At 70.7% G+C, this 14,701-nt stretch carries 10 protein-coding genes, 1 tRNA gene and 1 pseudogene; 6 read left to right on the forward strand and 6 right to left on the reverse strand.

Going from position 1 to position 14,701, the window contains the following annotated elements:
* The first annotated feature begins 5 nt into the window (after window positions 1–5).
* The 3 genes from HHL19_RS01400 (at window position 6) to HHL19_RS01410 (ending at window position 4,748) form a co-directional block, all read left to right on the forward strand.
* A complete protein-coding gene (locus HHL19_RS01400; RefSeq protein ID WP_169084699.1) occupies window positions 6–611 on the forward strand; it encodes a hypothetical protein in 606 nt (201 codons plus the stop codon).
* 45 nt (window positions 612–656) lie between these two features.
* Entirely contained in the window at window positions 657–1,325 is a 669-nt protein-coding gene (locus HHL19_RS01405) for a hypothetical protein (RefSeq protein WP_169084701.1), read from the forward strand.
* A 2,790-nt stretch (window positions 1,326–4,115) separates the two neighbouring features.
* Window positions 4,116–4,748 (forward strand): hypothetical protein, encoded by a 633-nt coding sequence (locus tag HHL19_RS01410; protein ID WP_169084703.1) that lies wholly within the window; start codon window positions 4,116–4,118, stop codon window positions 4,746–4,748.
* Between the two features lie 89 nt (window positions 4,749–4,837).
* Here the strand turns inward: HHL19_RS01410 and HHL19_RS01415 are convergent, their stop codons facing one another.
* Both HHL19_RS01415 and HHL19_RS01420 read right to left on the reverse strand, forming a co-directional pair.
* Window positions 4,838–5,230, reverse strand: coding sequence for a hypothetical protein (locus HHL19_RS01415; protein ID WP_169084233.1), 393 nt, complete (start codon window positions 5,228–5,230; stop codon window positions 4,838–4,840).
* Window positions 5,227–6,162 (reverse strand): hypothetical protein, encoded by a 936-nt coding sequence (locus HHL19_RS01420; RefSeq protein ID WP_169084705.1) that lies wholly within the window; start codon window positions 6,160–6,162, stop codon window positions 5,227–5,229. The genes HHL19_RS01415 and HHL19_RS01420 overlap by 4 nt, the downstream gene beginning before the upstream one ends.
* 506 nt (window positions 6,163–6,668) lie before the next feature.
* On the opposite strand from HHL19_RS01420, the gene gltX reads away from it, so the two are divergent.
* Entirely contained in the window at window positions 6,669–8,045 is a 1,377-nt protein-coding gene (gene gltX, locus HHL19_RS01425) for a glutamate--tRNA ligase (RefSeq protein ID WP_240981406.1), read from the forward strand.
* A 433-nt stretch (window positions 8,046–8,478) separates the two neighbouring features.
* Here the strand turns inward: gltX and HHL19_RS36960 are convergent, their stop codons facing one another.
* From HHL19_RS36960 to HHL19_RS01450, 4 genes and pseudogenes are all read right to left on the reverse strand, one after another.
* Window positions 8,479–8,745 carry a glycosyltransferase gene (locus HHL19_RS36960; protein WP_346768260.1) on the reverse strand — a complete coding sequence of 89 codons (267 nt, stop codon included), beginning with the start codon at window positions 8,743–8,745 and terminating at the stop codon, window positions 8,479–8,481.
* 291 nt (window positions 8,746–9,036) lie between these two features.
* Window positions 9,037–9,546 carry an HD domain-containing protein gene (locus HHL19_RS01435; protein ID WP_346768222.1) on the reverse strand — a complete coding sequence of 170 codons (510 nt, stop codon included), beginning with the start codon at window positions 9,544–9,546 and terminating at the stop codon, window positions 9,037–9,039.
* Between the two features lie 310 nt (window positions 9,547–9,856).
* Window positions 9,857–10,534: pseudogene (locus tag HHL19_RS38390) on the reverse strand (carbamoyltransferase C-terminal domain-containing protein); the annotation flags it as partial.
* Between the two features lie 186 nt (window positions 10,535–10,720).
* Window positions 10,721–10,793: transfer RNA gene (locus HHL19_RS01450), tRNA-Arg, on the reverse strand.
* Window positions 10,794–11,092: 299 nt separating this feature from the next.
* On the opposite strand from HHL19_RS01450, the gene HHL19_RS01455 reads away from it, so the two are divergent.
* On the forward strand, window positions 11,093–12,712 hold the full coding sequence (locus HHL19_RS01455) for a dynamin family protein (protein ID WP_169084709.1): 1,620 nt from the start codon (window positions 11,093–11,095) through the stop codon (window positions 12,710–12,712).
* A gap of 37 nt (window positions 12,713–12,749) precedes the next feature.
* The gene (locus HHL19_RS01460) at window positions 12,750–14,609 is read left to right on the forward strand and encodes a YfjP family GTPase (protein ID WP_169086194.1); all 1,860 of its coding nucleotides are present in this window, start codon (window positions 12,750–12,752) and stop codon (window positions 14,607–14,609) included.
* The last annotated feature ends 92 nt before the right edge of the window (window positions 14,610–14,701 follow it).

Raw genomic sequence — 14,701 nt, forward strand, 5'->3', positions numbered from 1 at the left:
CCCCCATGCGCTTGACGAGCGTATCGCTCGTAGTGCTTCCTGCCGCCGCTGCGATCGCCCTTCTCGGCGCGGGGACCGGCGTGCAGGCGGTCCAGGCCCGTGCCGATGGAGGGCAGACTCCGGCCGACGCCGAGGTCATGTCCAACGACGAGTACGTGGCGCGTTACGGCACCGAGCAGGCGCTCGCGGAGCAGGTCCCGCTTCCGCCGGACAGCACCCCGACTACTGCCCTGCCGTCCGAGGCAGACCCCAGCATCCCGTGGCACCACATCTACTGGTCGGCCTTGGACTGGGACCGCTACGACATCCCCACGCGCAGGGGGACCAACGACTTCGGCCTCAAGCACACCTGCTCGAAGCACAACATGTGCACGCAGAAGGCGATCAACGCGCCGTACAACGGCAAGGCCGACCGTGTCCGAGGAAGCCGTGCCGAGTACGACGGCGTCATCACAAGCGGGGGAACCGTGCGGATGACCATCACCAGCGCCGCCGAGCGCGGTGAACGGGGGCCCCATGGTCAGGACACGCCGGACGGTCGCCCCATCGGTACGGTCACCGCGTTCTGCCGTGGGCAGACCCTCTGCCCGGACTGGGTCAACCAGCTCTGATCCACGCGGCGTCCACGCCGCCTGCCCGGAAGGGGACACGAGGCCATGGAGCGCGACGCGGAAGCGGTTCTGCTGGCGCTGCGTCGGTTCATCGCCGCGCCGATCCCCGGCACAGCCTGGCGCCTTCGCGCCTTCCTGCCTTCCTCCGGTCTCATCCGCGTCCGGCTGGAAGACGACACGCCCAGGACCGTACTGATCGAACTGCCCCACCGCCCAGGAGCCGCGCCGGCGTCGCTCGGCTCCTGGTGGTACGTGGGAGCGCTGCGCGACGCGGCCCGCTGGGCGACCGACAGCACCGAGGCGGGCGTACTGGACCTCGACACGCTGACGGCGGCCGCTGTCCTTCCCGTCGACGTGGAGGTCACCTCGGACGACGCCCTGGACTACGTGGTGGCCGACCTCGTCGGCGACCCGTACTGGCACGACCCCGCTGCCACCGTCGCCCCGGACCTCTACCGCCTTGTCGGCTTCGACACGCGGGACCGAGGGGTGGTCCGCCTCTACCTCGCGTTGCCCGAGCGGGGCACGATCGGCATCGACGTCGGTACGACCGACTCCGAGTCCGGGGAAAGCCGCCCCGTGGGTTGGTGGGCCTCCACCAAGCTCATCGCGCTCCTCAACCCCGACGCGCCGGAGAGTCTGGAGGCCCTGCGCGTCCCTGGTGCCATCGACTCCCACTGCGACGGCGTGTACGACGCGACGGCTTGGGCCTGAGGGCCAGTGCGACTCCCTGGCCTGGCGCTTCGCTGTCGGGGTGGCACGGGAACCCACGACCACTTCGTCCCGAACGAGGTCCGGTCGTGATCGACACCGGGCGGTCTGCTGTTTTGTGAACCTCAGCCGACCCCACGGCGGGGTGGCAGAAGTGCCAGGCTGGTCGCTAAGGGTGCGCGCTGTCTGCAGACCGGCACATAGCTCGTGCGACAGGGCCGCGGCGTCAGCCTCGTTCCCGGCCCTCAGTTCCGTAATCGCCCTCGCTGAGCTGATCGGTGACCGCCGCCTCGCTCCGCTTCAGCAGCAAGATCCGGTTGGCCCGTCGAGCCGAACCTGCCCATCTTGCGGCGGCGCTCCGTCACCTGCCATCGCTGACGTCGGTGTTCGAGGACGGCCTTCCACAACTCCAGACGATGGCGAGAATCCTTCGGCAACACGAAGCGGAGGACTCCAGTCCAGCGGAACTCCCATGAGTCCTCGCCCCCCCCAGAGCCGACGTACGGTACCGTGCCGGACCACTTCCGGTTCCTTCCGGCGTTCGACTCCGGGGCGCTCCAGAGGGTCCCAGGACAGACTGGTCGCCCAGTGGCCACGCCGGTCAACCAGGTTGTAACGGGAAACCAGACCTGCCAGCAGAGTGGTCGCTTCCCCCGAGATCGGGGGGACCGCTGCCAGTGCGCGGCGCTCGTGCGCGGTGGGATCGTTGTCCAACGTGAGATAGGGGCGCCGGGGCACGTGACTGCGCCTGTTGCCGCGCCGGCACCCGGCGGGGTCACCGGTGATGGTCAGCAGTGCACCGGTGGGCAGATGGCGCAGACAAACGGAGCGCCGCCCATGACACGTGTAGGTGGCCTCGTGCCGTAGTCCGGGGGACGCCGCGTGAGCCGGCCCCCTCGGTGGCCAGCAGCCGGGTGGCCACGTTCTCCGGGGCGCGCTCCGCCACCATCACCAACTGATCCCTGCGGGGCGACATCACCGGGTCGTACGAGGCGACAACCGAGTAGTTCCACCTCGCCGTCGGACCGGTGTACACCTTGCCGTTGAAAAGCGCGAGCGCCAGTAGAGCCCGGAAAGCGCGCTGGTCGTCCGAGCAGTGATCCAGGCCCAGTCCGTGAGTGTCGCTGCTGATCGCTGATCGCTGATCGCTGATCGGGCGGCGGCTTTGCTCTCGCCGGTGTACTGGACGCGGAGCCGGATCCGCTCCGCGGGCGCCATGGTGTGGACGGGCAGCCCGCCCAGCTCGTGCGCGGCGGTCAACCGTGCCTGTCGGAAGGGGATGGCGTCCCCGGACTCGCGTCGGATACGGCGTGCGAGTCCGGCGACATCCCTGTCGAGCGTCATGTCCGGCTCCCGGTGGGCGTGCCTCAGTGCTTCCGCCCACTGCGCCCCATAGGAGGAACAACAGTTTTCGATCACGCGCGCCCGACGGCACTTTGCGCCCTCGACCCTGGGTAGTTACGGGAGGAACCCAGGTCCGACGTAACGGCGAGCGTGGTCGCCTGACCGAAGCGTGGCGTCTTGAGTGCGCGCACGGGACGAGGGCGCGCACGGACGAGGGTGTGCTCCGCTTGCGGAGCACACCCTGACCGCCTTTCAGCGCAACCAGCTCGCTGCTCCCATGACACTGGCCGTCACCGCGCTGGCGAAAGCAGGCAACTTGAGCGGTGCGCGATCAAGCGCGCAACGGGCAAGGGGCCGCAACGGAGCTCGACGATGGGCGACGACGGTGCCTTCGACGCCGATCTGTCCCGAGACCTTCACGCAAGACCCTCGGACACGAAGCCCTGTGGGACTCGAACCTCCAATCAACGGAACCCAGAAAGACCACGTCATGGTGGCGCGTCCCCTCGGCAAGGCCGGCGCATCCGCTCACGCGTCGCTCACCGAACGGGCCCTTCGGGCAGTCGTCCAGGGGTTCCGACAGCGAGGCCGCGCCCCGACCGGCCCCCTCTGACCTACTTGCGGTTGCGGGATGAACGGCCAGTCCAGACGGCGTACAAGCCGCCGAGAGCCGATGCGAGAACCGACATCCCCTCGGCGTCGACCGACCGACTCATGATGAGCACTACACCGACCGCGAGAACGCCGATGAACGCTGCGGCGTCAGCGCTGAGTTGCGTAGGCTGGGTGGGCATCAGTGTTCCTCCAGAACGCTGTGGTTGGGCGCGAGGGCGGTGGATGCTTGGCGGCGCTGCCGTCCTCGCCTCCGAGCACCGGGCGGTGCTCGCTGGGAACCATTCTGAGCGGCCCATCGGAGGACAGGCATGGAGAGCGATGACGCCTTGGTCCGACCTATCCGCGCGCGTGCGCCCGCGCGGAGCGACATGGGTCGGACCAAGACGTCATCGTCTGCGATAGGGGGCGACTTTGACGGGGACGACGCAGAATCAGCAGAGGGCCAGGAAGCGCGCCGAGACGCTCAGAGTCCTCGTCCGGGAGCGGGGGCTCCCAGAGGTTCTCGCTGCGACGAAGAGGCTGTGGTCCAACGGCCACGCACCCGACGAGATTCGCATTCGAACCCTTTATGTTCGCAATCCTAAGATTCCGGACGTTGACCTTTGGGCCCCGATTCCCGTCCCTGCGCAGCTCGGATTCGGACCCGAAGCAGACGAACGCAAGCGCCCTGCGTCCCACATAATTCCCCCCATGGCGCGCCTTATTGTGTCGCAAGGAGTGGCGCTTCAGTTTCATTTGACTGCACTATTTGTCGCACACTGTCAATCCCGCCCGGGTCGGGCGTGGGACAACCAGATTCCCCTCGGTAGGCGCACTCCTGATTCGGTGAATTGGTTGGACCTCGTGACTGTTTCTGCCAAATCCAGCGGGAGTTCCGCCCAGGCATCGGCCTATACGCGAAATAAACTCCGCCAGTTCCGATCGGCTCTCGGTCTACTGGCCCGGAATCATGTTGTCGACCTGGGAAAGCTCAGGTCGGTGAATAGGTACGAAGGGTTCCGGCTCCTGTCGGAGGATGCCAGTAGCTCATCGGCGGGCGCAGTCGAGTATCGCGTCCCCCGTGGCGACGAAGACACTCTGAACATTCCCTTTCAGTTCTTCACGAGGGGGTGGGTGCATGCGCTGACGAAGAGTGAGATCGCTGCTTTCTTGATGTGCCTCCAGATGGCCTCCGAAGAGGAGTATCGATCCATTTCATGGAAGGAGCGGGCCGGCCTTTTCGGGCTGTCGCGCGACGTGTATGACGCCATGCAGGCCCTTGAGGCATACCGACTTATCAACATCATGAGGCCAAGGGGTCGCAGAGAGGACGGTACTTGGCGTGGATTCAGCAGCGGCGGCCAACCCTTCTCAAACAAGATTCGCCTGAACCTCCGCGGCCTATGGAGACCCGCTCACGAAGTTGTCGAGGCAGCGGTGATGAAGACTGCTGTCCTAGGTAAGTGGTCCAGACCCCTCGGTGGGTGAGCCAGGTGTATATACCGAGACGTTGAGGGCGGGCGTGCCTGCCCGCTCCGTCGCCGCCGTCCGCACCGCCGAGCAGTACCTGACGCACGTCAGCGCGAGCCCGTTCCCGTACCCGATCGCCGAGGCGCTCCGTCCGCCGGACGCGTACAAGGGACGACGTCGGCCGAGTCCTCGGTCCGGGCGAGCGTGGTCGCCAGCCGGGCGGCGTCGGAGGGAGTGGACTCTTCGGTGAGCAGATGTGAGGCCCCGCCGACCAAGCCTGAACCAGTGGTGCTGACCGCGGTGTTGAGCCAGCGGATCCGCTCCGGCTTCCGGTACAGGTATTCGAGGTGCTTCACAGCAACCCGGTGGGCGGAGGGCCGGACTTTTGCCCGGACCACGACTCGGCCCAGGGTCCCGGACAGCTCCTCCGGCCATCCGTGCTCATCGGCGATGACGACCAGGTACGAGCCGACGCGGCGCAGCGTCTCCGCGTGGGTCACCAGTGCCCCGGCGACCTGGTCGGCTTCTCCCAGCCATTGATCTCCGCGGCGGCGTCCAACAGGTAGCCGGTGCCGGGCTGTTTCGGCAGCGAGGAGATGTCCGGGGCTTCGGGCTTGTCCCCGTCAGGACGGATCTCCGCGAGCGCCAGCGGCGCTCCGCCGCCGGTCCGCTCGGCCTGGGACACCTCCCACAGCGCCCGGATCCCAGCGGTTCGCTTGCCGTAACCGGACGGCCCGGCGATCACCGCGAGCGCGGGTCCGTCCGAGGCGAGAAGGCTGACGGCATCAGCTGCAGTCGTCACGGCTCCTTCCCCGAGTCCCATGCTCACCCATGCGCGGCGCACTACATCGAGCTCGGCCTCGGGGATGTCGTCCACGGGCAGCGGCGGTGTCCCGGTCAGATTCACATCACGGCCCGCGATGATGATCTGCGACCGGTCGACGCTGTGCACGTCGACGCTCATACCCGTGTGCTCCGCAGGCTCTGCAGCGCCCGCAGGAGCTGGTGGTGCCAGCGGTGGTACGGGGTCGGGCGTGCTCTGGTCGCTCACTTCTCGTCCTTCGGGGGCCCGGTAGGTGAAATTGCCGGCCTTGACGTCGTGGCCGGCGATGAGCACCTGGCTGCCCTTGGTGTGGTGCACGGTCACCCGGGTCCCCGCCCCGGCGCCGGACTCCTCCGACCGGTTCACCAGGGCCTGGAGCTCCGGCGCCGCCTCCGGGTGCTTCTGCAGAAACGCGGCCAGCTGGATCAGCAGCTGCTGCTGCAGCGGCTGCGTCACGGAGTCCCGCTCGACCTCCGGGCTCTCCAGCAGACGTGCCCGCGCGGCGTCGACCAGACGGAGCTCCTCTTCCACGTTCTCCTCACCACCGAGACCGAAGAAGCGTTTGACAGCCTGACGCGCCCGTAGCCAGCTGCACAACATCGAGCGCATCGCTCACGAGTAATTCCCCCATGAAGATGCGTGACGGTTTCGACAGCACAGAGTGGAGAACTCGACAGAGCATGGCTTGGATCTGGGGATCCGCGAGATGCGGGGGCGGCCTTCCAATGGCGGATCTCGAGAGTCAGCCGCGCCGACTGGGTGTCAATCCACGCGAAAGAGGCGTGAAACCGGCGGGTCGATCAGAGGAGGAGGATGGGTTTCTGAGCTGAGAGGTTCGCCACGGAGAACGAATCTCCGTCCACCGTGATTATCTCAGGCTGTGGAAAAGGGGGCCTCGCTGCTGTCGCTCGGTGCGGTGAACGGCCTGGGGCAAGGAGGCCGCCGGCGGCACCGGGAGCGGTGGAAGGAGGCGTACGAGTAGAAGGCGAGGACGGCCGGAAAGACGATGGTGCGGGGGTAGGCGGAGTGGTCCGGGGCGGCCGCCCTGCGTCGGTACCCTGGAGCGCATGTCTACTGCCCCGGTTCGCGTTCGTTTCGCCCCGTCCCCGACCGGCATGTTCCATGTCGGTGGTGCACGGTCCGCTCTCTACAACTGGGCGGTGGCGCGACAGTCCGGCGGCACGTTCGTCCTGCGGATCGAGGACACCGACGCGGCCCGGAACCAGCCGGAGTGGATCGACGGGATCATCAACGCGCTCGCGGCGATCGGCATTCATGGCGAGGACGCGGCTTTCGAGGGGCCGTACTTCCAGTCGCACAACGCCGACCGGCACCGGAAAGCGGCTCAGCAGCTCTTCGCGGCCGGCCGGGCGTACTACTGCGACTGCACCCGGGAGCAGCTGAAGGAGCGCACGGGGTCGGATCACCTCGGGTACGACGGGTTCTGCCGGGAGCGGGGGCTGGCCTTCGAGGAGGGCCGGGCGCTGCGGTTCCGGACGCCGGACGAGGGCGAGACCGTCGTGGTCGACCTGATCCGCGGGGAGCCGGCGTTCCCGAACAGCGCGATCGAGGACTTCGTGATCGCTCGCGGTGACGGGTCCCCGGTCTTCCTGATCGCCAACGTCGTCGACGACCTGGACGAGGGCATCACGCAGGTCATCCGCGGCGAGGAGCACCTGTCGAACACGCCGAAGCAGCAGCTGCTGTGGGAGGCGCTCGGTGCCAAGCCGCCGGTGTGGGCGCACCTGCCGGTGATCGTGAACGAGAAGCGGCAGAAGCTGTCCAAGCGCCGCGACAAGGTCGCGCTGGAGGACTACCTCGCCGAGGGCTTCCTGCCCGAGGCGATGGTGAACTACCTCATGCTCCTGGGCTGGGGTCCCGGCGACGACCGGGAGATCATGCCGTACGAGTCGCTGGAGCGGCTCTTCCGGATCGAGGATGTCAACACCGCGCCGGCCTTCTTCGACGTGAAGAAGCTGACGGCGTTCAACGGCGACTACATCCGCGCTCTCTCGCCGGAGCAGTTCGCCAACGCCTGCGCGCCGTGGCTCGTCGCCCCGTACGCGCCGTGGGCACCGGAGGCGTTCGACAAGGACCTCTTCGAGGTGGCGGCCCCGCTGGCCCAGACCCGACTGGCCCTGCTGTCGGAGATCACCAGCTACGTGGACTTCCTGTTCCTCGACGAGCCGGTCGAGGACGAGGCGTCGTGGAACAAGGCGATGAAGGCGGGCGCCGGCGACATCCTGTCCGACGCCCGTGCCGAGCTGGCCACCGTCGCGGAGTGGAAGGCGGACGGCCTGAAGGCCGTTCTGCTCGCCGTCGGTGAGAAGCATGGGCTGAAGCTGGGCAAGGCCCAGGCGCCCGTCCGGGTCGCGGTCACCGGTCGCACGATCGGACTCCCGCTGTTCGAGTCCATGGAGCTGCTCGGCCGGGACCGCGTGCTGGCCCGTCTGGACGCGGCGGCCAAGAAGCTGGCTGCCGCGCAGGCGTAGCCGTAGGTCAGGCGACCTTCGCGAGAAGGTCGCCCAGGCGTTGCCGAAGTCGTTCAGATCGAACCGAGCCAGGGCCTCGTACGCGGCCTTGGCCTCGGTCTGGCGCACCGCCGCGCGTTCCCGGACCTGCGCCGACAGGCGGCCGAGGTCCGGGGCCGGGTGGCCGGTCAGCGCGGCGAGGTCGCCCAGCCCGGCCACCGGGCGGACCAGGCAGGGCAGGCCGAGCAGCAGCGCCTCGGCCGCGCAGCGGCTCCAGCCCTCCCGCAGCTGAGGGAGGAAGACGCCGACGTCGCACGCGCACAGCAGCCGCAGATACTGCTCACGGTCGACGTCGTAGTGGGCACCGTCGAAGCCGATGGTGTTGCTGCCGCTGGTGACCACCCGTAGCCCGGGCGCGCCGGCCAGGGCCCGCCGAGACCTCCTCGGTTCCCTTTCAGTGCACGGCCTTGCCCGCGTGCACGCCGATCACGTCCGGCGACAGACCGAACTCTGCGCGGCACTCGGTCCGGTCGAAGGCGCGGGCCCGCTCGACCCCCGTCATGTCGAAGGCGTTGTAGATCACCCGTACGTTGTCCACGCCTCGGGCCCGGAGGAAGTCGGCCCAGTACGGGGCGACGCAGACCACGGCGGCGCACTGGGGCAGCACGCGGAACAGGCGCTCCCAGAGCATGGCCTCGACCGGGGCGGAGTCGTGCTGCAGGGGCTCGTAGTGGTGGCAGGAGGAACACCGTGCGGGCCCGCATCTCGGGCTTGAAGAGCAGCAGGCTCAGGTCGTCCCACACGAAGGTGCCGGTGGTGCCGTCGAGAGCCCGGACGGTCGGGGCCAGGCGGGCGAGGTGGCGGAGCTTGCGCCAGCGGCGGACGTGGTAGGTGCGCTTGTGGTCCGGGACCGTGCGCCATTCCACGTCGTCGGCCGTCGCCTCGTGGAGCATCCGTAGGTAGACCCGGCCGCCGGTCCGACCGACCGGCTCCATCGAGTAGACGATCCGCTTCACGGACGTACCTCCTGTTGGTGGCGGACGTACTCGGCGTGGAGCAGCGCGTGCATGGCCGCCAGATGGGGGCTGAGGCCGCGGGCGGCATCGGCGAGCGGGAGGTAGAAGTCCCGCAGGCTCTGGAGGAACCACCGGCGCCTGTCGACGTCGAGCGAGGCCGCGAGATCGCGCAGGTTGTGGAGGCGGTCGGCGAGCCGGACGAGGAGCTCCTCGGGCGGGAGCGCGGCCTGCTTGAAACGCCAGCGGGTTGCGTCGCCGGCACCCTTGGGGCGCTGTTCCAGGCGGTGGTCGGCCGTCATCCCACGCAGGCGGTCGGCGAACCGGCCGCCGAGATGCTGGACGAGTAGCGCCTCCGACTCGGGGACCACCTCCAGGGCGTCGTGAAGGAGGGCGACGAGAAGGGTCTCGACCTGGCTGACCCTAATCTCAGTCGCGAAGAGCGTGATGATGGCGAGCGGGTGTTCCAGGTAGGGCGTGCCCTGGTCGCGGGTGTGGCCGTCGTACACCGTGAGCGCGAGGGCGCCGGCAACGCGGGCACGGGACTACTCGTCCGTGCCCCACGCGGCGGCGCCGAGCACGGTCAGGAGGTGGTCCAGGTCGATGGGGTTCATCCGCCTCACCTCGTACGGGGGGCCGTGGCACGGGCGTCGGGCACGTGGTCGGCGAGCAGCAGGGTGTCCCCGACCGCCAGGGCATCGAGGCCCAGGTCCGCTGTCGCTGCCACGGCCTGCTCGGCGGTCCGCAGGATCGGGGTGTCTTGCGGTTGAAGGAGGTGTTCAACAGCAGCGGAAGTCCGGTGCGCTCATGGAACAGTTCCAGGAGTTCGTGGAGACCCTGGTGGTCGGCGGCGACGGACTGGACTCGGGCGGTGCCGTCGTGGTGGGTGACCGCGGCGACGCGGTCGGCTCGGCACCGGCGGACACGGGCGACGCGGTTCATGAAGGGGGCGCCCGCCGACATGAACCACTCCGTGGCGTGCTCGGCGAGGACTGCCGGGGCGAAGGGGCGGTACGTGGCTCGCTTCTCTATCGCGTCGAGCCGGTCGCGCGTGGCGGCGTGGCCGGGGTGGGCGAGGATCGAGCGACGGCCGAGGGCTCGCGGCCCGAAGGCGAGTCGTCCCTGCCACCCAGCCGACGATGTGTTGTTCGGCGAGCAGCGCGGCCACCGTGGGCGCCAGCCCGGGGCCGAGGGTCGGTCAGGGCGCGGTATCCAGGCGGCACCGCAGCCGTGGGTAGGGTGCCCGGGTGCGGGCCCCAGGCCGCGTCGGTCGGCGCCAAGAGGCGCTCCTGGCCGAGCTGGTAGTGCCAGCCGTAGAGCGCGGCGCCCACGGGGGTATGTCACGGTTGTGGAGGCTGCACGGGCGGGCCGCACCGGAGGTGTGATCTTGATGCGGTTGGCGTCGGAGCAGGTGGCGCAGCTGGAGTTGGAGCTGAAGCCGATCGAGCCCGCCCGGCCGTCGGGGCGGAGGTACTGCCCGGGGCACCGCGACAGCATCGCCGGCGCTTGTCTGCGGCAGGCGTGGATTGCGAGCGGGTAAGGCTGCTGCCAGGGGCCGCCTCTGACCGGATTCAGTCGGGCACATCCAGCCACTGGGGGAGTCTTCCCCGACCCCCTCGCCCCCGGCCGAAAACTGCCCCCGATCAGCAAAAAGACCCTCCCGAAGGAGGGTCTTCGATCTTGCGCCCCCGGCAGGACTCGAACCTGCGGCCAAGTGCTTAGAAGGCACCTGCTCTATCCGCTGAGCTACGGGGGCCGGTGGTGGCCCTGGGCCTGGTGGCCCGGGTGGGTGGGGTGGGGCTGCCGGGACAAGGATAGGGGTCCTGGCGGCTCGGCCCGGGTGCTTCGCCTGCGTGGCACTATGTGGAGGTTCGGTGAAGCGAACCGATAATCGCAGGCAGGTGCGATTTACGCAGCGCTTTTCGCGCCGTGTGCGGCGGGTGTTGTGCACTCGTTATGCCCGGGGTTCCGGCCAGGCCCCTCTTCTTCGGCGCGCAGGGTAGCCATACGCTTCAAAAACGCTCATAAATTGGGCATTCTTCGCATGTGGTGACCTTGGACGAACGGCCTCAGCTGATCGACGCACTCTCCGCCCTGCGCGACCGAGTCGCGGCCGTGCGTCTTCCCCTTCCCCTGCCCGACGTGCCGCGCGCCCGGCAGACGCGGGCCGAGCTGCTCGCGCAGCTCGACGACTACCTGGTGCCGCGGCTCAAGGATCCCGACGCGCCGCTGCTCGCCGTCGTGGGCGGGTCGACGGGGGCCGGGAAGTCGACGCTCGTGAACTCGCTCGTCGGGCGGCGGGTCAGCGAGGCGGGGGTGCTGCGACCGACGACGCGGACGCCGGTGCTCGTCTGCCACCCCGAGGACCAGCACTGGTTCGCGGGGCTCCGGGTGCTGCCGCAGCTCACGCGCGTGTGGCTGCCGCAGGCCGATGAGGATCATCCGGGGGAGGGTCCCGACGCGGAGGACAACGCGTTGAGGGTCGAGACCGCCGCCGGGCTGCCGCGGGGGCTCGCTCTGCTGGACGCTCCCGACATCGACTCCCTCGTCGTCGAGAACCGGCTGCTCGCCGCCGAGTTGATGTGCGCCGCCGACATCTGGGTGATGGTCACCACCGCGTCCCGGTACGCCGACGCCGTGCCCTGGCATCTGCTGCGTACCGCCAAGGAGTACGACGCGATGCTCGTCACCGTCCTCGACCGGGTGCCCCACCAGGTCATCGGCGAGGTCTCCCGGCAGTACGAGGCGCTGCTCGACAAGGCCGGGCTCGGGGACGTACCCCGCTTCACCATCCCCGAGCTGCCCGAGTCGACCGGCGGCGGCAGCGGGCTGCTGCCCGAGAGCGCCGTCGCCGCGCTCCGCGGCTGGCTCGCGCACCGGGCCGAGGACCCGGCCGCGCGCCAGCAGGCCGTCTCGCGTACCGCCACCGGCGTCATCGACTCGCTCGACCAACGGCTCCCCGAACTGGCCGGAGCCGTCGCCGCGCAGTACGCCGCCGCCGTACGGCTCCGGGACGCGGTCGAGAGCGCCCACCGGCAGCAGGGGGCGAAGGTCAGGAAGGAGCTGGGGAAGGGGGCCGTGCTCGCCGGGGACGCGCGGGCCCGGTGGCGCGCCTACCCGCGCGACAGCACCGCGGACGAACTCCTCGACGCCCTCACCGAGTCCCTCGCCGCCCTCCTCCACTGCGCCGTCTCCGCCGCCGAGGAGTCGATCAGGGACGCCCACCGGCGGGAGCCCGCCGCGGGCGCCCTCGGGGCCGTCTCCGGCGGCGGCGATCGGGCCGTCGCCGAACGGATCGGCCTGGAGGTACGGCGCTGGCGGCGGGTCCTGGAGGAACTGGCCGAGGAGGAGGTGCGGGGCGTGGAGAAGCCCGCCGGGCGCGGCGCCGCCCGCACCGCCGTCCCCGACGCCGAGACCGTCGCCGCCCTGCTCGCCGCCTCCCTCCTCGGCGGCCGCCGCGCCCGGCCCGCCGGCGAACGGCTCGCCGAACTCCTCGGCGCCCAGGCCGCCCTGCGCCTGCGCGACAAGGGCGGCGACCTCGTCCTCACCCACGTCGACCGCGTCCTGCACGCCGAGCGCGACCGGTGCCTCGCCCCGCTCGACGCCCTCGACGTCACCCCCGAGCCGCAGGCGGAGCTGATCGCCGCGCTCTCCGTACTGCAGAAGGAGAAGTGACGTGGCCGAGAAGGCGACGGAGAAAACGACGGAGAAAATGACGGAGAAGGCGACGGAGAAGGCGACGGAGGCCGAAGAGCGCGAGCGGTGGGACGACGGGCTGATCGCCCGGCGGGCCGCCGCGCGCCTCGCCCCCGGCGGCGAGGTCCCCGACGCCGAGGCGGAGGCCGACGCCGAGGACGCGCGGGGGTTCGGGGGGACGTACGGCGGCGGGCTGCGGACGCGGCTCGACGCCCTCCACGAACTCGTCGGGCTCTCCCGCACCCGCGTCGACGGCGACGCGCTCGCCGAGGCCGGGCGGGTCCTGGACGAGGCCGCCGCCCGCCAGCGGCTCTCCTCCCGGCACACCGTCGTCGCCCTCGCCGGCGCCACCGGCAGCGGCAAGTCCACCCTCTTCAACGCCCTCGCCGGCGTCTCCGTCTCCGAGACCGGGCTGCGCCGGCCGACCACCTCCGCGCCGCTCGCGCTCACCTGGTCGGAGGGGGCCGCCGGACTCCTCGACCGGCTCGGCGTGCCCGGTCGGCTGCGCCGCCGCCCCCTCGCGGGCGGCGCCGCCGACGCCGAACTCCAGCCGCTCGTCCTCATCGACCTGCCCGACCACGACTCGGCCGTCACCGCCCACCGCGACCAGGTCGACCGGGCGCTCGGCCTCGTCGACGCCGTCATCTGGGTCGTCGACCCGGAGAAGTACGCCGACGCCGCCCTCCACGAGCGGTACCTGCGGCCGCTCGCCGGGCACGCCGAGGTCACCTTCGTCGTGCTCAACCAGATCGACCGGCTCGGCGCCGAGGCCACCGAACTCGTCCTCGACGACCTGCGCCGCCTCCTCGACGAGGACGGCATGGCCCTCGGCGAGCACGGCGAACCCGGCGCCACCGTGCTGCCCGTCTCCGCCCTCACCGGCGAGGGCGTGTCCGAACTCCGCGAACTCCTCGCCCGGTTCGTCCAGGAACGCACCGCCTCCGAGCGGCGCATCGCCGCCGACATCGACGCCGCCGCGGCCAGGCTGCGGCCCGCGTACGTCGCCGCCGACGCGCGGGCGGGCCTCGGGGAGCGCAGCCGCGAGGAGTTCGCCGGCCGGCTCGCCGTCGCCGTCGGCGCGCAGGCGGCCGGCGAGGCCGCCGAGCGGGTCTGGCGGCGCGGCGCCATCCGCGCCTGCGGCTCGCCGTGGCTGCGGCTCCACCGCTGGTACGAGCGCAAGCGCTGGCACGGTTCCACCGACCCCCGGCTCGCCGCGCCCGTCGAGGACGAACTGGCCGCCCGGCAGCGCGTCGAGCAGGCGGTGCGGATCGTCGCCGACGAGGCCTCGCGGGGGCTGCCGGCGCCCTGGGCCCACGCCGTGCGGGAGGCCGCCGCGCGGGGAGCGGAGGGGCTGCCCGAGGCGCTCGACGAGCTGACCGTCACCCTCGGCGACCCGGCCGCCCGGCCGCCGCGCCCCGCCTGGTGGCCGGCCGCCGTCCTCGCGCAGGCCCTGATGACGCTCCTTCAGCTCTTCGGCGCGCTGTGGCTCGTCGGCCAGATCGTGGGCGTCGTGGAACCCGGACTGCTGCCGCCGGTCCTGGTGATGCTGGGCGGGATCGTCGGCGGCCCGCTGATCGAATGGGCCTGCGAGAGCGCGGTGAAGGGACCGGCCCGGCGGTACGGGCAGGAGGCCGAACGCAAGCTCGCGGAGGCGGCCGCCGCCTGCGGCCGGGCCCGGGTCCTCGACCCCGTCTCCGCCGAACTGCTGCGCTACCGCGAGGTGCGCGAGCAGTACGCGAAGGCGGCCGGCCCCCGGCCCTCGCCGAGGATCGTCGGAGCGGGCGGCCGCGCGGGCGGCCGGGGCGGCGGCCGGGGCGGCGGCGGGGGCGGCGCCCTGCGGCTGGGAGCGACCCGGACGGGGGCCCGCATCCGGTAGTCCGGTAGTCCGGTAGTCCGGAAGTCCGGGAGCCCGGAAGCCCCGTGGCCCGGTGGTCCGGTGGTCCGGGAGGCCGGTGGTCCGGAAGTCCG

It is taken from the genome of Streptomyces sp. R302, from assembly GCF_012927245.1.
Lineage (GTDB): Bacteria > Actinomycetota > Actinomycetes > Streptomycetales > Streptomycetaceae > Streptomyces.